This is a genomic window from Saccharothrix sp. CB00851 (genome assembly GCF_001905065.1).
Lineage (GTDB): Bacteria > Actinomycetota > Actinomycetes > Mycobacteriales > Pseudonocardiaceae > Actinosynnema.
On record NZ_LWLC01000028.1, the window covers coordinates 17,197 to 36,382 of the forward strand.

Sequence of the window (19,186 nt, forward strand, 5' to 3'; positions counted from 1 at the left end):
ACTGCCAGAGCTACTGGGCCAATCGGGCGAATTCCTCTCTGACCAGCTGCTTGTAGTCCTGACTAGGCCGGACCGGGCCGCCATCCCCGCTGGCGCTTTGCTCGAAGTCCGCCAGGACGAACTCCAGTTGCTGACTCGAGAGTCCGTAGAGGCGAGCTACCTGCGCGTCAAGCCCCGCTCTCAGCATGCGCTCCACCTCGCTATCCAACGGGCCGCATTCGGCTCCGAGAACCTCGGCCAACTCATCGAACTCAGGAGTGCGACACACCAAGCGAGCGGACGCATCTACTACAGCTTTGCCCGCTCCATGGTCAAGCGGAATGTCAACGATCGGCATCGTAGCCATAACCGACTTCGTAACATGGCCGCTAACCTTTCGGCGCACAACAAAGTCTAGAGTTAGACTGTTCAGCAAGGCCACAAGGTATACCATTGCTTCTGCGCGCAATACCGTTCGGTACCCGCCGGCCTCATGATCGAACGCAGACCTATAGAAGAATGGAACAGCGTCAAGCAGGGCACACCCCGGAGGCATAACCGTCGCGATCAGTGTTCGCTCATTTCCCGCGCTCGATACATTCCGAAATACCGGTCGGTACTGATCCACTGGAAGTTCGAGCACTCCCACACGAGGCCCGGATTGCCGAAGATGCCGCTCGCCTCGAACACGCCGAAGGTGGCTCACACGTTTGATCTTCGCTCGTTTTCTAGCGCGTTCCACGAGAGCTCTCTCGCCAATTTCACTCTTAAGCCGGTATGCCGGCGAAGCGAAGTTGTGCACATACTGATGCAGGTGCTTCCCCTCGTGGAGCGGAAGACCTTCCGCGTCGACAGAGAAATACTTCGCGTCGTCCCTGATGTGCAACTCTCGCCCCCATTCGATGCGCCAGTCGCCAGCCTTCATCCCTTGCAGCAGCAGCGGACGCTTATCATAAATAGTGGAGAGCAAATCGAGAAGCGAGGAGTTTCGGGTATCCGGAATGGCCAACGTCTCAGGCGCAAGCGCGTCGATCGTATGCCTCGGAATACCAATCGTACGTTCGTCGAGGCGAAGCAGGTGCTCAAGACTGGTAACCCCGCTGGTGAACGGCAAGGTGTCTGTGGGGCCCCCACGGCCAGCGACTAGCAAAAGAAACTGTTCGCGGCTATCAATAGGGAATATCTTCTCTGCGTTGTCACAGAGTACGAACCGGTCGACCGTGCACCGATCCAGCAGTTCCCTGCGATGCTCGACCGTTGCGGCGTCGGCAACTACTCCGGAGTCAATGACCAATCCGAGGCGGCCCCTAGAGGCCAGCAAGGACAACTCACGTTCAAGGAACGTGCGGTAGTAGTTGAATGTAGTTCCATGTGAGTACAACATCCGATAACTGCCGGACCCTCTAATAAACCATTTTACGCCAGCGAGATTGGCATCCACACCTGCTTTGACTTCCAGGACATCAGATCGCGCACTTAGCTCATCTTGTCGCTTCTGCTTCTCGACCTTGCCTCGAAGCAGTGTGTAGCCGGGGTCGAAGCGTCCATAGAACTCGGCAGCCTTGAACGTAATGGCCTCCCAGGGAGGGTTGCCGATCATGGCGTCGAACCCGGCGTCGGAGCGACGACCACCGGAGGAGTTGAAGAAAACTTCGGGAAATTCGATCTCCCAGTGGAAGGGACGCACCTCGTCTCGGATTCGACCGAGTAGCCGTTGGCCGTCTCCATACATGATTTGTCCGGCGATAATGTCTCGACGCCCTTGCCTCCAGCCGGAACTGCTCTGTCGAAGCTCGTCATGGAAGAAGGGCGCGACCCACCAATCACCGAGGGTGCGCAGCCGGAGCCAATCGTCACCTTTGAGTAGCCGAGCGAAGCGTTCCTCTTTATTGCGTACTTGAAGCCGATCATCGGACGGTGTCTCGGCGAGCATCTGGCGTTGCCGCAGGACGTGAATCAGGTCGGGCACTTCGGTGTCGAACAGCATCGGCTGTTCCTCGTCGATCTTCTCGACTCGACGGCCCTTGTCGATAGCTGGTTCGGGGACACCTTCCCAGGTAGCGAGGTCTGCGCCGATGATGGAGTTGCCACAGCGCAGGTGTGCATCGAGGAAGGACAGTGGTTTGCCCGCTGCTGCGGTGGTCAGCCAGAGTGAGACCTTAGCGAGTTCGACGGCCATGGGGTTGAAGTCCACGCCGTAGATGCAGCGTTCCACGATCAGTCGCCGGTAGCGGGCACGTTCGGTGTCATCGAGCTTGTGGTCGATGTCCTCTCCGGTACGGGCCAGGGCTTCGCCGTATGCCTCGGTGAGGAAGTGCACGGCTGGCACGAGGAAAGCCCCGGAGCCCATGGCGGGGTCGCAGACCCGCAGGCTGAGGATCTGCTCCGGAGTCGCGTCCTGAACGAGGGGGCGCAGTGCTTCGCCGACGACGAAGTGGGCGAGTTGGCGTGGGGTGTAGTACGAACCGGAGCCTTTGCGTTGTCCGCTCGCTTCGAACAGGTAGAACGACCCGGTCGGGTACTCCTCGATGACTACCGCTGCAGGAGGGATGGCGTCGGTGGGAACGATCTGCTGGCGGCTCTGCTGGCCGGTGCCGACTCGGACAAGGGCCTTGGGAGTATCGGCGATCTGTGGTTCGAAGGCGAGCAGGCCCTCGTAGATGCTTCCGAGCTGTTCGACGCCGAGTTCGCGGTAGTTGATGCGCCGCCGGCCAACTTGCTGTTTGTTCCTGCCGGTAGTGGGTTGGGTCCAGGACAGAGCACTGATCAACTCGCGAACGTACAGGTCTCCGACGGTCAGCTCGGGGTCGTCGAGGAGAGGGCATTTGTGAGGGTCGAACAGGCCGCCGTTGAAGCCGGCGATCTGGAGTTCTCCTGCGTTGATGCCGTCTCGCAGCAACCCCCACTGCGCCCGCAGCGCCGACCACAGGTAACCGCCGTCAGGTGCCCAGACAGTGGCGGGGTCGGCGACATGATCGCGCAACATGCGCAGTGAGTAGCCGCTGTCGTAGGCGGGGGTGCCGACGGGCAGTAGGCCCCGATCTTCGGAGTAGGCCACGAACAGCAGCCGGTAGGCAATCTTGAGAGCGTCGGCGAACAGTGCCCGTGGAACGGGCGTCGCGACGCCGCGGTGGCGGAGATCCGCTAGTGCCCCGTCGGCGACGGCGCGGATGGCGGTGCGGACGCCGTCGGAGAGGTTTTCGCTGACCGTGTCCGCGGCTTCGGTGCTGGCCTGCTCGGCGCGATCCCACAGGCTTTTGCCCGTGGTGTCCGGGGTGAATGCTTCCGGCCGTAGCAGCGCCCACAACACACGCCACTCGTGGTCGTCCCCCAGCTCCGCGAGCCCAGCGAGGTCGACGGCGAGATAGCTGGCTTCTCCGCCGAGCCCAGGGTCGCGGCGAATGACGCGCAACTCCGCACCGTTGGACAGCAGCACGGCGGGCAAGTCGCCGGTGCGGACCACGGTTTCGGCTTGGCGTTGCGGTCGCAGTTTGCCCGACCGTCGGCCGCTCGGCGAGGTGTCGAGGTGCTGACCTGTCGGAGTGATCAAGACCCAGGCGCGGGGTTCAGCGACGCTCTCGTCGCTTGGGTCGTCGTAGGCGGTGAGGGGTTCATCAAGCGTCTGCGGCAAGGTTGGGAAGCGCCAACCGAAGTAGGCGAGCCAACTCAGCATCTGCCGACGAGTTACGCCCAAAGTGGTGGTTTCGTCGATATCGGCGATCAGTCGCCGCAGCTCGCGCCGGGCAGCCCGGATGCCCTCACCGGCTCCTTCAGTGTCCGTGTATTCGCGTTGCTCCCGCAGGAACAGACCGGGGTCGGCCAAGTAGTAGGTCGACAAGGTGGTGCCGGCTACGGTGATGTTGAGCATCAGCGGACCTCCACCAAGAGGATGCAGCCCACGGGCTCGACGGCGCCGACATCGGCTACTCGATATCCCTCGGCCAGAGACTGTCGTCGCCGGTCGAACTCAGTGTTGATCGCGGTGTGGGCCTCGTCGAGCGTGCGGAAGGTGCTGTGCCCGAGGTCGGTGAACAAGCCGAGTTGGAAGAAGCCGTCACCGATATGGTCGCTGAGCCGGCGTTCTGCTTCGATCAGTTCGGCGGCGTGCCAGCGGTCCAGTTCGTCGGCCAGGCGCTGGGCATCCTGGGCGAGTTGGGCGCGCAGTTGCTCGGTGCGCTCGGCGAGGCGGCGGTTGGCTTCCTGAGCAGCGGTCGCCGCGGCCTCGGTGAACCCTGTCCTGAGCAGTTGATGGGCTACGGCTACCGGGTCGTGTCCGTTAGCCGCAGCGGGCCGCGTCCGGAGTCGCTTTAGGTCTGTGGTGGCGTCCAGGCTGGCAGGGCCGGGGGTACCGTCGGCACCCACGGGCACGAACACCGGGATCAGGGGTTCCTCCAGCAAGCGTCCGTCGGTGGCCGTAATGCGGCCGATATGGGTGAACAGCCACCCCGGTTGGCCGTCGGCGATCGCCCGGACCGCGACGCGATCCTGGGGGTTGTCCTCGTACAGGCGGGCACGGACGCGTTGCAGAACGGCACGGACCAGCGGATGTACCGGTGTGAGGAAGGCCAGCCCTTTGTTCTCCGGGGCCAGAGCGACGGCACGGCTGAACGTCGCCTCGAACGCACCGGAGGGCACCTGTGGATACTGGGACAACAACGGGCCTGGCGTGATCGTGACGCTGTCGCCGTTGCCGTCGACGCGGCCACCATTCTGTTGTACGACCGAGGTGACCAGCGTGCGGAACTCATCGAAGTCGGGCAGCATCCACCTGCCGCGGTCGGTGGCCTCGGTCGCACCGCGCTCGGCGGTGGCCTCGTCCGACAGCCCTCGCAGCAGGGCGAGTGCCCCGCTGCGGGTGAGATAGTCGCGGACCTCGTTGGCGGCCTTCTCCAGCCGGGCTTCCAACTCGTCGGCGGGGATGTCTTCCAAAAGTCCGTCGATCACCTCGCTGCGACCGGCGACCCCGAGGATGTCGCTGGTGGAGCCCAATTGCCTGGCGATCTCAGCGAGCTTTTCGCGCAGCCGCTGCAAGATCTCCTCATCCCGAGTGTCAGCCAGGTACAGGTAGCTGATTTCGACGATCTGCTTCTGACCGAATCGGTCTACACGGCCGTTGCGTTGTTCGAGGCGGTTAGGATTCCATGGCAGCTCGTAGTGGACCACCACATGGCAGGACTCCTGCAGGTTCAGGCCCTCTCCGGCGGCATCGGTGGCCAGCAGAATTGCGCCAGGTGTGGCCGCGAACTCCGCCAGCAGATCTTTGCGTTTGGCTAGCGGCACGGTGCCGTCGATTCGCAGGATCGGCCCAAGACCAAGGCGTTTCTGCAAGTAGTCCAAGGTGTCGCGGTACTCGGTGAACACGATGATCCGCTCGCCTCGCCGGGCCGCACGGAAGCCTTCCATCCAGCCTCGAAGCCGGGTCAGCTTACTGTCATCCCCCGCTGTCAGCGCTTCGACCTGCGCAATCAGCGTCGCCACCAGTCGACGTTCTTCCTGCAGGTCGTCGGCGGGCAGGTGCGCGGCGACCCCCTGGAGCGCGAGTTCTTCGGTCTCGATCAGCTCTTCCTCGGGAAGCGCCAGGTCGCCTCGATAGACCTGCAGCGCGTCCAGCCGTCGATGCCCAACGTGCTCCGCTGGTGTCACACCGAGGCTCTCGGCTCGCCGACGCAGGCTTTGCAGCAGCGCGTGCGGGCTGGACAACGCCCGCTTGCGGAGCACTTCCAACGCGAACGCCTGCACGTAGTAGGAGTTGGTGTCCCGCAGCGCGCGAAGCACGCGCTTGCTGTGGCCGCGCAGCCGCTGGTGGATCTCCTTCTCCCGGGCAGTCGGGTTCACCTCGATCGGCTGCGGTGGGTGTCGCCGACTGATCGGTTGCGGCGGGTTACCACGGGCGACGTCGTCTTTCAGTCGGCGCACCACGTAGGGCTTGACCAACTCCGGCTGCAACTGGCCGTCGTCGCTGGCCAGATGCGGTGAGAGGAGTTGCAACAAGCTGGCGAAGGATTCCTTATAGCCGTTATGCGGGGTCGCCGACAACAAAATCAGCTCCTGGCTGTGATCGGCCAGGACACGGGCCAGGCGGCTGCGGTCAGTCCCACTGGAACGGCCCTCGCCGGCATAAGCACGGGCCACGTGGTGTGCCTCGTCCACAATGACGACGTCGAACGGAGGCGCGGCCTGGATAGCGGCCACGTTGTTCTTCAGGTAGTCGATAGAGGACACGGCCAGCGGCACGGCCGTCCACGGGCTCACCGTCGTGGGGTAGGAACGACGCAGCTCCAGCCACTGCTTGCTGTCGACCTTGGTGAAGTCGAGGTTGAACCGAAACCGCATCTCCTCGACCCACTGCTCTTGCAGACCCGCTGGGCAGGCGATCAGCACCCGGTCCGCACGACCGCGCCGGGCGAGCTCCAGCAACACCAGACCTGCCTCGATGGTCTTGCCCAAACCTACGTCGTCCGCGATCAGCAGCCGAGTCTTGGGCTGGCGCATCGCCGCCAGGACCGGTACCAGCTGATAGGGCTCGACCTCGATCCGGCCGTGCTCCACCGCCACCAGGTCACCACGGCCGTGCGCCATTGTCAGCGCCAACGCGTCATGCAGCTGATTGAGCCGCACCGGGTTGCCCGGCTCGAATCGCAGCGCACGTGAAGGCTCCAGTCGCAGGCTCGGTTCCAGGCTCGGCAGCACCGTCAGGCGGCGTGGCCCCGGCCTGTCGTCGGCCAAACGCAGCTGCAGGAACGTCTGGGCACCCGCGCCGCGAACGGACTCGACCTCCCACCGACGGTCACGCACCAGCACCCGCATCCCGCGCTCGAACACTCACGCACCTCTTATCCAACTTGTGTGGAACCCGGAAGGCTCGAGACAGGCTATCGAGGCACCGGGCCGGGCTCGATGGCAACGGTCAGACCGGGCCGTTGCTTCGCACCGAGGTCGGAGACCGGAGGACAGAATCATCCGACCTCGTCGGAGGTGAGGACAACCTCCTGCCCCTGGGGATCCCGAGGCACCAACCGATCACGCTATGCAGCAGGCCATGCCGCCAGAGTGATGACTTCACCTGACGGCGAGCTCCCGCTCTGCCATCATCGTCTACCGGGCATGAGCGAGGGGAGCGCGGGAGGCATGGCCGAAGACGGCGGCATGTTGGCCGAGACGGGCAGGCGGATCAGCTTCGTGGCCGAGACGGTCGGCAAGGTGGCGGCAGGCGTTGCGGGCGATGTCTGGGCCAACATCACCCAGACACAGTTCAGCATTGACATCGACCAAGCACCGAAGCTGATCACAGCGCTCGAATCGGCAATCGAAGAGCTAATCTCCGCCTACGAGGACTCGGCGGAACTACGCAACATGCAATCACCCGGGAAAGATCCGTACAGCGGTTTCGCGATATTGGCAGCACGTGGATCAGCTGGAGATCAAGAGGGCGGCTACGGCTGGGCCAACAAGGAAGCACAGAAAGCCCTGGCGAACACGATCGAAAACGTCCAAAGGGCGATCGACGAGTACAACCAGACCGAACAGGCCGCTCGCGACGGGCTCAAGTCGTAAAGGATCGAACCGTTGAAGTGCACAACACTGATTTTGCTAGCGACGGTGGCCGTGGCCGGTCTCGCTGCAGGGTGCTCCGACAAGGACCCCGGCCAGGCCACAGCAGAGTCCCCGACGAGCACCGCGACCACGACCACTTCGTCGAGCGAGTCGACATCTGGATCATCCCGCCCTGAACTCGATCTCAGCAAATTCGCCAACAGTCCTTGCGATCTGCTCAAGGCTGATCAGCTCTCACAACTGGGCACCTTCAAGGCTCCCGAGGTAGACGACGGTCCGCTTGGGCCGGGCTGTCGCTGGAAGGCCCAAAAAGTCACCGAAGGGCCCACTTATGCCGTCACACTCTCGACCCAGGGAGACACCCTGGAGTCGATGATGGAAAATGCCAAGGGTGAGCCGGTGTTCAAGGAGACGACAGTTCTTGGTTATCGGGCTTTCAGCTCGGACCAGACCAACGGGAAAGGAACGTGCAGTACGACCGTCGGCACGTCGAGCGAAGATGCCGTGGTCGTGCACGCGACTACTTTGAACGAAAGCTCCCCGGAATACAGCGACACGTGCGCAGCTAGCGAAAAGTTTGCGACCTTGGTGGTCACGACCCTGAAGGGGTAGTCATGACCGCATCGGGCGGCAACAACATCGACATGGACCTAACACTTTTCCTCTACGGCCCACTGGGTACTGCGATGTGCGCGAAACGGGTCTATGGATGGTTTCACGACGGTAAGGGGCCCGCACAAACCACCGATACCGGCCAAGGAGTGTGGAGCAACGTCGCTGCCAGGCAGGCGACGGCAAGCGAGCTGATCAACAAGGCGGTGCGGGACTCGGGGGCATCGTGGGGTGGCGCCGCCGGTGATCGGATGCGTGGGTCGACATCTCCGCTCGCCTCGTGGGCGGATGCGGCGGGTGCGAGCGCGACGGCCGGGTCCACCACGATGGCGGACCTGAGTGACGCCTTCCGCACTACGCAGAATTCGGTTCAGCAGCCGGTGGATGTGCCGGATAAGCCTTGGTACAACGGCTGGGTTCCGTGGGACACGGACTACGACGAGGCGGTAAAGCGCAGCAGCGCCGTGGACGAGGCGAACATGCAGGCGCTCAACGCCTACGCGGAGCGCGCCACCAGCAGCATGTCGTCGATGCCGAAGTTCGAGTCGCCCAACTCCTCGACGGCCACCGTCGCGGAAACCCCGCCGCCGCAGGTCGAGCAGGTGGACCGGTACGAGGGGCACACGGACCGGACCGGCACCAGCGGTGTGGGCACCACGTCGTATCCCCTGGGCTCGACGCCGGGGACCACGTCGCCGTCGTGGAATGCGCCCAGTCCTGCTGGGCAGAACCCGACGCTGCCCGGTGGCAGTCCGCCGACCGGCGGCAACCCGCCCGGTACGCCGCTTCCCGGTGTGCCGTTGCCGGGTGGGCCGTGGTCCGGTGGTGGCCCGAACACCAGGCCCGGTGTCCCTGGGCGCGGTGACAGGCCCGGTGTGCCCGTTCCCCGGCCCGGTGGTGCGCCGGGTGTCCGTCCTCCTGGTGCTCCCGGTGGTCCGGCGGCGGCCGGGTTGGGTCGTGGTGGCGCGGGTGGTCTGGGCGGGCCGCACGGGGCCGCTGGTCTGGGTGGTGCGCCGCGGTCGCCGGGCGGATTCGGGCCGATGGGTCCGGGTGCCGGCAGCGGTGTGTTGGGCGATCAGGGGCGCGGTTTCGGCCCGACCAGTGGTGCCGCTGCCGGTGGGGCGGGTGGTCGTGGTCCTGGTGCCGGTGCGATGGGCGGTATGGCCGGCGGCGCGGGCGCGGGTCGCGGTGAGGGCGCCGACGACCTGGAGCACAAGACGAAGTACGTCGAGCCCAACGACGAGGCGTTCGGGGACGGCCGGATGGTCGCGCCGCCGGTGATCGGTGAGTAGCGGCGAAGGGTCGGGGTTGTGCTGAGCGGCAGGGTTGTGTTGCCTGTGGCGTCGGTGTACGTGGCCTGGCAGGCGGAGGGTCTGCCGGGTCTGCACCGCGCGCTGATGGTGGAGTTGGATGTCGATGGCGAGGCGATCGCCGAGGGGGACCTCGACGGTGGGTTGGCGATGTTCCGCGGCGGTTGGGCGGCGCTAGAGCAGCACGGCCTGGCCCGTGGGCGCCGCGTCCGTGACGACTTCGCCCGCGCGCTGCGGCTGATCGCGGAGGCGAGCACCGAGTTCTACGCGTTCTTCAACCACGGTGACGAACCGACCCGCTCGGCGTTGGTCGTCGTGTCGGGTGAGGATGCCCTGCGGGTGGTGGTCACGCCCGACCGGCGATTCGTCCTTGAGCCCGTCCGGGCGGACGACGCCGCGCAGGCGCTGATCGCTGCACTGCCCGAGGCGCCGCCCGGTCGAGGGCGGATGATCTCGCTGCCGGCCGACGCGCTGAGCGAGAAGCCGACGAGTTCGGATGAGGGCGGCGGGTCGTTTCTCCAGGCCAACCGGCCGGTCACCACGCCACACCAGCAGCAGGTGCAGGAGCTGCGCCGTTTGCTGGCCGCGCCGCGGCTGGGCGGCGGGCAGTTGTACGCCTGCCGTCGCGACCGGCACGGCAACCGGGTGCGGTCCGCCGCGCCGGTGACGTACTTCGACACGCCCGCCGGCCGGTACCTGCACTACAGCGTCGAGGGCAACGGCGGGACGTGGATGACGGTGCAGCCGGCGGACTTCACCACGATGGCGGGCAGGCTCGGTGCACTGGCGACGGCGTGAGGACGGGGTGGTGACCGGGCGGCTGGTCGATCACCGGCTGGCGTTCCTGCGCGGCGAGATGGGCTCGCTGCAACGCCTGGCACGCCGCCGGCTGCACGCCATGCCGATGCTGATGCCGTTCGGCACGGGCGTGACCTTCGCCGTCTCCGGGGCGCTGCCCGACGACGAGCGTTGTCGGGTGCTGCTGGCCGGGTTCATGCCCGACGAACCGGACTGGGTGCGCCAGTGGTGGGAGCTGGACCTGTGGAGTCGCCTCGAAGCCTGCGCCCGCCGTGTGCTGTCACACGTTCTCGTCCATGACGACGGCCGGGTGGAGATCGCCGATCCCGACTCGGCCGACTCGTTCGTCATGGCCGTGCGGGCGGTCGCGCTGATCGCCGACCACAGGTTCGGCGCCGATGGCGACCACGGCTGGGTCACGGGCTGGCTGCGCCGCATCGCCGACATGGTGATTTCCTCGTAAGGAGGGCTTGATGACCGACCCCCACCGGATGATCGAAGATTACGAGAGCCGCACGTCGGCCCTCCTGGAGCGGGCTGAGGAAGCCAGGGCCAGGATCGCCGAGCTGACCGGCTCCGCCACCAGCTCCGACGGCGCGGTGAGCGTGAGCGTCAGCGCGGGCGGCGCCTTGGTGAGCCTGTCGTTCGGTTCCAAGGCCGACGACATGCCGAAGGAACGCCTGGCCGCGCTGGTCATGTCCACGGCGAAACGTGCCCAGGCGCAAGCCGTCGGCCAGATCGCCATGATCATGGCGCCGGTGGTCGGCGACAACAGCGACGCCATGCGTTTCGTCCAGGAGCAGATCCCGCCGATCGACGTCTCCGACCAGCACACCGACGAGCCACAGCCGCAGCCACAGTTCGTGGTGAATGAGGAACAGCAGGACGCGGCGGCGACCAGGCAGACGCCACCTGCCCGGCCGGTACGTCGTCCGGTCGAGGACGACGACACCGATTACGACCAGCGCGGCCTGTTCAAGAAGGATGGTGGTTGGTGATGTCCGGCGGATACCAAGTCGACCTCGCGGTGCTCGAAGCGCACGAGCGCGAGCTCAAGGCGCTCATCGCGGGACTCCCGGACGCGGCGGACGCGGCGTCCGACTACGTCGGCAACGAGCAGGCATGGGGCGTCGTCGGCCAGTTCCTCGCCCTGGCCATGATGATTTGGACGAACGACGCGAGCGAGTACGTCGACAAGGTAAAGCAAGCGGGCGACGCGGTGGTGGAGCGTTTCGGCAGCATGCGCCAGACCTACGCGGACCAGGAAGAAGCCATCGCGCAGGCGTTCGGAAAGCTGCGCGAGGGCTTGGACGGAGCGAAGCCGTGAGCGACGGGGAACCGAAGAACATCACGGAGCTCAACCCGCTCAAGGCGACCGAGGAGTTCAAACTCGAAGACGCTACAGGGTTCTCCAACTTCGACAGCCCCACCCAGGCCTGGGATGCCTCCGGCATCTTCGGCAGCGCCGCCAACACGATCTACGACGGGCTCAAGGGCGACTGGGGCGCCGTCGCCGGTGACCTCGTCGGGGTTGGCATGGACCTGCTCGGATTCGTGACCAACCCCCTGGGCAGCCTGTTGTCCGCGGGCATCGGCTGGCTCATCGAGCACATCGGGTTTCTCAAGGAAGGTCTCGACGTGCTCGCGGGCGACCCTGATGCGGTGACCGCGATGGCGACGACGTGGAGCAACATCGCCAAGCGCATGCGGGAGACCTCCGAAAAGTACTCCGGCACCCTCGACGCGCTGAGCGGTTCCCAGGGCGCGGCAATCGACGGCTACCGCAAGGCCGTGCAGGACTTCTCCACCGTGGTCGCGGGTGGCGCGGACCACGCCACCTCCGCCGCCCAGGCCATGACCGTGGCCGCGTCGGCCGTCGGGGTCGTGCGCGGCGCGGTGCGGGACGCCATCGCGTCGTTCGTGTCCAACGCGATCATCAAGTTCGCGGCGGCGACCGCACTGGCACCGGTCACGTTCGGCGCGTCCCAGGCGGCGTTCATCGCGGACACCGTCGTGCAGGGCGCGATCACGGCCAGCAAGAACGCCAAGAAAATCAGCAAGGTGGTCAAGCAGCTGGAGAAGGTCGCCGACGACGCCAAGAACTCGCGGAACATGATCAAGGGCACGACCAAGAACCTCGATAAGGTCGTCACCAACTACAACCGTGATGCCGCGAAACACGCCAACCAGGCCCTGCACATGGTGAAGAAGGCCCAGGCCGGCAAGCTCGACGCTGACGACGCCAAGCGGTTGGAGGCGCTCGGCGAACAGGGCGACAAGCTGAAAGGCGACAAGAAGAAAGCGATCGACTCGCTGGCCGACACACGCAACGAAAACCTTCGCGAGCGCACGGGCACCGGCGACCGCAGGCTGGACGACGCCAACAACCGGCTCGAACGAGAGATCTCCCTCGGACCCGGCCGGCCGGAGGTAGTCCTCCCGAGGTACCCCAAGGTCCTCGGCAACGCGGTGGTCCAGGGGGCGAGCGACCAGACCCACCGCGAGGCCGATGCCCAGGTCAAACAGGACGTGAAGGACGAAGCCTGGAGGAAGTACTGGGAGGAACAGCGCGAGAACGCGGGTAAGACGGACCGGTTCCAGCGCATGGAAGGCGACCTGTGATCGAGGCGCTCGCGCGCAGGACGGCCGGACTGATCCTGGTCACCCTCGGCGCGGCCCTACCGGTCGTCGCCTACACGCGCCTACACGCGTGGGACGCCGAACTCGCAGGCCGAACCGATCGGTACCCGACCGGGCTGGTCGAGATGCTATTGGGCGGCATCGGCATCTGGTTGATCATCGGCACCGGACTGTGGTGGCATCGGCGCCGTACGACGATGTGGCCGATCTGGGCCCGGTGGGCGGCATTCCCGGGTCTGTTCCTCGCGGTCGCCATCTGTCTTGCCGTCGCGGGGAAAAGGAACGAGCCGATCGCGCTCGCGGTCGGCGCGGGGCTGATCGCGGTCTGCTGGGCGTTGAGCGAGGCGGTAGGGCTCGTGCTGACCCGCCCCGTCACGGACGGGTTGATCGCGTCGAGGCTGGAAATCCCGTTTCGCGTCAGGGGTCTCAAGGCGCGGTTGTGCGTTCGGCACGACAGGCTCGTGCTGGACAGCCTGGTCTCACGGCGGAAGCGGTCACGTGACGTGATAGCGGTGCCGTGGCAGGCGCTTCGGTCCATCGAGCTGGTCGACGTCGAACAGGAGACGGTCTGCCGGGTACTGGTGTTCTCCGGTCTGCCGCAGGCGAGTGCACGTGAGTTCGACGTGACTCGCGGTCCCGCGCTGCACATCGTCGGCACCGCACGCGAACTGCTCGTGCCGGTCACGAACGAGGTCGGGCGTGCCGTTCTGCGCGCGGTCGAGGTGCGATCAGCCGACGTGGAAGTCGACGAGGACGAACTCGCCGAGGACGAGTGGCGACGCAAAAGCGGTGTCCGCAGGACCAACGCGCTCACTCATGCCCAGCGCAGCGCAGGCGTCCACTACCGCACCGACTACCGGCCGTACCGCCTCATCCCCGTGGCGGGCTTCCTCCTGATGCCGCTCTACGCCTTGTCGAACATGACGCTGGCGCTGGTCACTGGATCGAAGAAGCGGCAGGAGCAATTCTACGTCGTGGACGGAGTGGTGAACCCCTGGACCGTCGCGGTTCTCGCTGCCGCCTCCATCGGGTTCCTGTACGGCCTGTATCGCTGGGTGGTGAAAAGCTTCCTGAGCTTCATGGAGGGGCAGAACTACATCGAGGCCTACCCCGAACCGCCTGCCCGAGCGAAAACTGGAACGGTACCGGGATCCGGCAAGCGCAAGAAGAAGCGATGACCCGGATCGAGCCCCAAGAGTCTGTCACCCCCCAGCTCCCAGCATTGTGCTTGCCAGGGATGCCGTTCGTGCAGGCCGGGCCGCCTAGATGATTGATTCCAAGAGGTGGCCGGGCTGACGGCATGAGGCGAGGGTGTCCATGATCATTGTGTGACGAACGACCTGGACACCCTCGCGACCGCACTCTATGTCAGAACCGACGACCTGTTGAAGCAGGCCCCACACCTGGCCCCATGGCGGCCGAGGGTGGGCTTCACGCCGGTGCTCACCGATGCTGAGCTGGTGACCCTGGCGGTGATGCAGGCGCTGCTCGGGTTCACCTCCGAGGCCAGGTGGCTGCGCCACGCCCGTGCACACCTGGGCCACCTGTTCCGCCACCTGCCCGGACAGCCCGGCTACAACAAGCGGCTGCGCCGCGCCACCGGCCTGATCACCCAGGTGATCCGATTATTGGCCGTGGACACCACGCTGTGGACCGACGACGTGTGGGTGGCCGACTCCACCCCGGTGGAATGCGGCCGCTCCCGCGAGACCACGAAACGCTCGGACCTGGCCGGATGGGCACAGTACGGCTACTGCGCCTCGCACTCCCGCTGGTTCTGGGGCCTGCGGCTCCACCTGGTCTGCACCCTTGGCGGGCTCCCCGTCGCCTTCGCGTTGACCGGCGCCAAGGCCGACGAACGCACCACCCTGCTCGACATCCTCGACGCCGACCCCACCCTCACGGCGCAGCGGCCCGGTCAGACCCTGATCGCCGACCGCCACTACTACGGCCGCGACTTCGAACGGACACTGGCCGACGCCGGGATGGAACTGCTGCGCCCGGCCCGCAAGGGCGAGGCCGAACGACCCGGCGCGGCACTGTTCAAGCCGCTGCGCCAGACCATCGAGTCGATCAACCAGACCTTCAAGGCCCAACTCGACCTCGAACGCCACGGCGGACGCACCCCGACAGGCGTGATCGTCCGCGTCCTGCAGCGCATCCTCGCCCTGACCACCGCCATCTGGCACAACGACAAGACCGGACAACCGGTCAAGCGCTCGCTGGTCGCCTATGACCACTGACCCCTTGGAATCAATCATCTAGTGGTGGACACCGAGGAGGCCGCCCAGTCGCTGGTGCCGACGCATGTCGGAGGCGGTAGTCCGGACTCGTGTGCTCCGCATGCCCCAACCTGCGCGGATGGGCTCATCGGCAAGCGCAGGGCAGAAGTGCTAATACCTGGCACCCACCGTGCGGCGGGCACGCACAACCCAGCCGGGCCGCGGTTCGCGCGGGTTCGCACCGCACGGCTACTCTCTGTGGTCAAGCGACGCAGCCGGTCCGAACGAGAGAGCAGTGCTCACCGCCTCTTCACTCGGTAGGCGCGGACGGCGGAGCGCTGGTTCCGCTGTCACGAGAACCTGTCACTCGTCGCATCGCGTGCTTCATCTGGTAATCGGCTGCGGACTGCAGGTTTTCCATGAGCATCGCCAGCTCGGTGGGGGTCATGCCGAGGACCTCGCCGGTTGCGGTGGTCACCAGGAGTTGGCTGCCCTCGACAGTGATGTCGAGGGTGACGCGGTTCCCGGTTGCGTCGGTGTAGTAGGACCACCAGGTGCTGGGAGGAAGGGGCAAGTCTGCACTCATGGGCGTTCCTCAGGTCGGTGTCGTTGGTCGGGTTGGATATCGGGTGGTCGGAGGTGGTGTCGTCGCCCCACAAGCCACACGTGGAGATCGGAGTCGTCGCCGTCCTGGTCCGGCTGTTCCGGAACTGCCTCCGGCTCCGGCTGGGCTGACTCCAGCTGTGCCACCAGGTCCCGCACCCGCTGCGCCGCCACGTCGTCGGTCCCGATGAGCAGCGCGAGCGCGCGGTTGAACCGCCGGTGGGCGATGGCCCGATCGCCGGACAGCCACAGCGCCCGGCCCAGCAGGGTCGGGCACTCCGCGTGTGCACCGGTGTCATGTAGCTGCCCGTATGCCTGGTCGGCGCGGTTGAGGTACTTGACAGCCGCGCCGGGTCGATGAGCTTCGATCATCAGGGCGCCGAGGTGGGTCAGTGTGCTTGCGATGCCCGCCTCGTGGTGGGCCAGGAGGTAGGTCTCCAGCATCTCGTCGGCGCAGCCGACGACCTTGTGCAGCACGCCTTGGGCTCGATAGGTCTCGGCCAGGTCGTGCAGCGCGGCGGCGGTGGCGTCGGGGTCGTCATCACGGCGTCGGTGGATCGCGAGTTCTCGCATGCCGTGGATGGCGGCGAGGCGCAGCTGGTTGTTCGTGCGCAGGGATTGGGCGGCCCGACAGAATGCCTTCGCCAGCAGCAGGGACGCTGGCAGCACGGCTGCCAGATGGGTTCCGATGTCGCTCAACCGGCGGACGAAGTCCTGGTCCGCATCAGATGGGACAGCAGGCCAGACCTCGGTCAGCAGGGCGACCGCTGTCTCCGGCTCGTCCAGTACTGCGAGCAGCGTCGTGAGGATGCGGTGGGTGTCGAGCGAGCCTTCGTGCTGTGGGTCGACCAGTTCACGGCGCAACTGTGTTGCCGCGTGACGTGAGACGCTCATTTGAAGGGCTCGTCGGGCTTGGGGACTACTTCGAACAGGTCGGCGAAGGTCATCGGTTCGAGCACGACCAGCGCGCCGGCGATGAACGCCGCTCCGGGCTGGAGTTCGCCCGACAACACCCGGCTCACGGTGGAGCGGTTCAGACCCATGGCCTTCGCCGTGCTGTAGTCGGAGCGGTAGCCGGCCAGCCTGACGGCCTTGGTGAACATGTCGCCGCGCACTTTCACGGTGTAGGCGGTACTCATCCGTTCTCCAGCGCTTGCCTTCTGCGGGTCGTGTTCGTCAGCGGGTTTCGCGGTCGTAGCGGTCGGCCCAACGGGCGAACACGTCGTGGGACTGGGTGGCGGTCAGCGCGAGTGCGGCCAGGCGGCGCATCTTGGCCTGGTACCGGGTGACGGCGTCGGGGTCCTCGTGGAACACGGCCGCAGTATCGGTCTCGGTGTAGGCCAAGGGCGTGTACGGGTGCCTGAAGGTCAGCAGCGTGGCCGGATTCCTGACGGCGGGGTGGAACGGCGCGGCCATCGGGATGACGCGCGGGGTGGACCGTGCCCAGCCGCACATCAGGGTGAGGCGCAAGAGCTGATCCCGCATGACCCCTGGGCCGCCGACCACGATGCGCAACGCGGCTTCGTGGACGTACAGAGTCGTCTCCTTCCCAGCGCCCAGCGCGTTCTGCCGGGCAGTCCTGGCCTGGGCGAGTGCTCGGTCGCCAGTCAGGACGCGGGCGTAGTCCTCGGTCTGGGCGAGACCGGGAACGGTGAGCGGTTCGTAGGCGGTGATGGTCAGCGCGAGCTGTTCGTGCAGGGACAGGGCAGCCAGAGTGTCGGGGACCTGGTCGTAGGGGCGCAGGAAGCGGCCGTTGTCGGGCTCGTCGGCGATGGCCAGGATCCGGTCACGGGTGAGCTTGTCGGCGCCCAAGCGACCGATCAAGGTAGCTATGTCCCATGGGCTGGTGTTGCGGCTGCCGGTTTCCAGTTTGCTCAACTTGCCCAGCGACCAGTCCAAAGCAGCGGCGGTGTCCGCGGATGACCTACGGGCCCGGTGCCGGATCCGCCGCAGCTCCTCGCCGAGTTCCCGGCTGCGAGCCGTGCTCAACCGCGGAGCGGCCTTCTTGTCATCGGCCTCCGTCAACTGCACTTGCGAGTCGGGTGCGGCGCGCGTGCTCACGTGTCCTCCCGTTCTGCAAAGCGACCAAAGAAGCAGCCCGACTCGTCCGGAGCCGTGCCGAAGGCCGGCACGAAGGGCTTTCGGTAGGACGGCTCCCGGTGGCGATCATCGGGCTCCCACCGCCGTACGACTTCGTCGGTCAAGCCAGGCGTAGCCGGACCGGCCGTCTGCATGCTGCGCGCGATCTGTTCGACGAGTTCTCTACGGCTTCGGCCCCGCTGAAGTCGCCGCCAGGACAGGAAGTGTTCGGCGGGCGCGCGGGCGGCGAACTGCGACTTCGGCTCACGGCGTTGCTCCTGCCCCCGCTAGGCGGAACCACTGGTGTCGGTGAACTCGGCGAGTTCGTCGAAGAGCGTGTAGGCCGCCAGCAGGTGTTGTTCCTCCTCGGTGAACTGTGCCGAGTGCAGGTAGGCGTAGAGGACGACGGCCGGGCCGTTGGGCAGGGTGAAGCGGGTGAGCGGGTGGTGGTCGATGCCTGGGTGCAGACGTCCTCCGTGCCGGATCACCCGCACGGTCACGTCGCGCCGGTCGACGGCGAAGTCCTCCAGTACGTAGGCGGTGCACCGGTCGACATCGAGCGGCCCGAGGGCGGGGTGGATGCCCATGGGGGCGAAGATGTCGACTCGCTCGGCGTCGCGGCACAGCGCGTTGATCATGCTCATGGTGAGGGTGCCCCATGGACACCACACCGTCGATTCGGACGTTGGGACGTCCGGGCCGATGCCGCTTTCGAGTTGCCGGATCGTGTCGGGTTCGAGGTCGGTGAGTGCGGCCAGTTCGCCCACGGTCAGGCTTGCCGCCTCGCGGACGCGGCGCAGTTCGGTGCCGAGCAAGCGAGCGCGCAGCGTGGGCCTCCCGTCCAACGGGTCGATGCGGCTCATGTGTGGCGGTTGGTTACCGGTTCCGGTCACGGGGTGTCTCCAGCTGCGAGATCGTCGAGTCGGGGGGCGTTGGCGGAGTCGAATGGGGTGGCAGGGGTACGGGTTTCCCGCCGCCCCGGTGACCGGGTTCTGTTCGGCGCTCTGCGCATCTTGCGCCGGTACGCGTCCACCACCCTCGGATCCACATGGAACACCGTCGCGGCATCGGTCTCGAGGTACACCACGGGCTGGAAGGGATGAGCCGCGACGCCGTGGGCGTCTTCGGCTGTGGGCGAGGTGCGGACCTCCAGCTGTCCGCAACGGGCCTGATCGGCGCGGGCTTGGACAGCTGCGGGTTCTACAGCAGCCCGGATCGTCGTTGCCTGACGTCGGCGGATCACCTCGCGGTAGACGCGATGGCAGCCGCTCTGGACGAGGGCGAGGACGACGATGCTGAACGTCATGAGCATGACGACCTGTGCCACGAGCCGAGCCCCCTCCGCCTGAGTTCCGGCATCCATCGGTGATGGTTCTCAGAGGTTGTGAA

Annotated in this window: 18 protein-coding genes; 10 read left to right on the top strand and 8 right to left on the bottom strand. The window is 66.1% G+C overall.

Annotated features, from left to right (window positions below; translation table 11 throughout):
- Positions 1-10: 10 nt before the first annotated feature.
- Both A6A25_RS26140 and A6A25_RS26145 read right to left on the bottom strand, forming a co-directional pair.
- Entirely contained in the window at positions 11-3,847 is a 3,837-nt protein-coding gene (locus A6A25_RS26140) for an Eco57I restriction-modification methylase domain-containing protein (protein ID WP_073894350.1), read from the bottom strand.
- On the bottom strand, positions 3,847-6,801 hold the full coding sequence (locus A6A25_RS26145; RefSeq protein ID WP_073894353.1) for a helicase-related protein: 2,955 nt from the start codon (positions 6,799-6,801) through the stop codon (positions 3,847-3,849). The genes A6A25_RS26140 and A6A25_RS26145 overlap by 1 nt, the downstream gene beginning before the upstream one ends.
- A 306-nt stretch (positions 6,802-7,107) precedes the next feature.
- On the opposite strand from A6A25_RS26145, the gene A6A25_RS26150 reads away from it, so the two are divergent.
- From A6A25_RS26150 to A6A25_RS26195, 10 genes are all read left to right on the top strand, one after another.
- Positions 7,108-7,533 carry a hypothetical protein gene (locus A6A25_RS26150; RefSeq protein WP_143193417.1) on the top strand — a complete coding sequence of 142 codons (426 nt, stop codon included), beginning with the start codon at positions 7,108-7,110 and terminating at the stop codon, positions 7,531-7,533.
- Between the two features lie 12 nt (positions 7,534-7,545).
- Complete coding sequence (locus tag A6A25_RS26155) at positions 7,546-8,145, top strand: DUF3558 domain-containing protein (RefSeq protein WP_073894358.1); 600 nt, start codon at positions 7,546-7,548, stop codon at positions 8,143-8,145.
- A gap of 380 nt (positions 8,146-8,525) precedes the next feature.
- Positions 8,526-9,437 carry a hypothetical protein gene (locus A6A25_RS43355; protein ID WP_143193418.1) on the top strand — a complete coding sequence of 304 codons (912 nt, stop codon included), beginning with the start codon at positions 8,526-8,528 and terminating at the stop codon, positions 9,435-9,437.
- A 45-nt stretch (positions 9,438-9,482) separates the two neighbouring features.
- A complete protein-coding gene (locus A6A25_RS26165; protein WP_073894363.1) occupies positions 9,483-10,253 on the top strand; it encodes an ESX secretion-associated protein EspG in 771 nt (256 codons plus the stop codon).
- Positions 10,254-10,263: 10 nt separating this feature from the next.
- On the top strand, positions 10,264-10,716 hold the full coding sequence (locus A6A25_RS26170; RefSeq protein ID WP_143193419.1) for a hypothetical protein: 453 nt from the start codon (positions 10,264-10,266) through the stop codon (positions 10,714-10,716).
- A 10-nt stretch (positions 10,717-10,726) separates the two neighbouring features.
- Positions 10,727-11,251, top strand: a complete 525-nt coding sequence (locus tag A6A25_RS26175) for a YbaB/EbfC family nucleoid-associated protein (protein WP_241828923.1) — start codon at positions 10,727-10,729, stop codon at positions 11,249-11,251.
- The gene (locus tag A6A25_RS26180) at positions 11,251-11,580 is read left to right on the top strand and encodes a hypothetical protein (RefSeq protein WP_143193420.1); all 330 of its coding nucleotides are present in this window, start codon (positions 11,251-11,253) and stop codon (positions 11,578-11,580) included. The genes A6A25_RS26175 and A6A25_RS26180 overlap by 1 nt, the downstream gene beginning before the upstream one ends.
- Positions 11,577-12,875, top strand: a complete 1,299-nt coding sequence (locus A6A25_RS26185; RefSeq protein WP_073894371.1) for a hypothetical protein — start codon at positions 11,577-11,579, stop codon at positions 12,873-12,875. The genes A6A25_RS26180 and A6A25_RS26185 overlap by 4 nt, the downstream gene beginning before the upstream one ends.
- Positions 12,872-14,071, top strand: coding sequence for a hypothetical protein (locus A6A25_RS26190; RefSeq protein ID WP_073894374.1), 1,200 nt, complete (start codon positions 12,872-12,874; stop codon positions 14,069-14,071). Before A6A25_RS26185 ends, A6A25_RS26190 begins: the two co-directional genes overlap by 4 nt.
- Positions 14,072-14,221: 150 nt before the next feature.
- Positions 14,222-15,136: an IS982 family transposase gene (locus A6A25_RS26195; protein WP_073894376.1), complete on the top strand. Its 915-nt coding sequence runs from the start codon at positions 14,222-14,224 to the stop codon at positions 15,134-15,136.
- 289 nt (positions 15,137-15,425) lie between these two features.
- Here A6A25_RS26195 and A6A25_RS26200 read toward each other — a convergent pair whose 3' ends face one another.
- The 6 genes from A6A25_RS26200 to A6A25_RS44275 all read right to left on the bottom strand — a co-directional run bounded on the left by A6A25_RS26200 (position 15,426) and on the right by A6A25_RS44275 (position 19,124).
- On the bottom strand, positions 15,426-15,701 hold the full coding sequence (locus A6A25_RS26200; RefSeq protein ID WP_073894379.1) for a hypothetical protein: 276 nt from the start codon (positions 15,699-15,701) through the stop codon (positions 15,426-15,428).
- On the bottom strand, positions 15,698-16,612 hold the full coding sequence (locus A6A25_RS44265) for a tetratricopeptide repeat protein (RefSeq protein ID WP_158073824.1): 915 nt from the start codon (positions 16,610-16,612) through the stop codon (positions 15,698-15,700). The genes A6A25_RS26200 and A6A25_RS44265 overlap by 4 nt, the downstream gene beginning before the upstream one ends.
- Positions 16,609-16,857 (bottom strand): transcriptional regulator, encoded by a 249-nt coding sequence (locus tag A6A25_RS26215; protein WP_073894388.1) that lies wholly within the window; start codon positions 16,855-16,857, stop codon positions 16,609-16,611. The genes A6A25_RS44265 and A6A25_RS26215 overlap by 4 nt, the downstream gene beginning before the upstream one ends.
- 37 nt (positions 16,858-16,894) lie before the next feature.
- Entirely contained in the window at positions 16,895-17,779 is an 885-nt protein-coding gene (locus A6A25_RS26220; protein ID WP_143193423.1) for a DUF5753 domain-containing protein, read from the bottom strand.
- Positions 17,780-18,084: 305 nt separating this feature from the next.
- Positions 18,085-18,660 carry a helix-turn-helix domain-containing protein gene (locus A6A25_RS44270; protein WP_073894394.1) on the bottom strand — a complete coding sequence of 192 codons (576 nt, stop codon included), beginning with the start codon at positions 18,658-18,660 and terminating at the stop codon, positions 18,085-18,087.
- A 26-nt stretch (positions 18,661-18,686) separates the two neighbouring features.
- Positions 18,687-19,124 (bottom strand): hypothetical protein, encoded by a 438-nt coding sequence (locus A6A25_RS44275; protein ID WP_158073825.1) that lies wholly within the window; start codon positions 19,122-19,124, stop codon positions 18,687-18,689.
- Between the last annotated feature and the right edge of the window lie 62 nt (positions 19,125-19,186).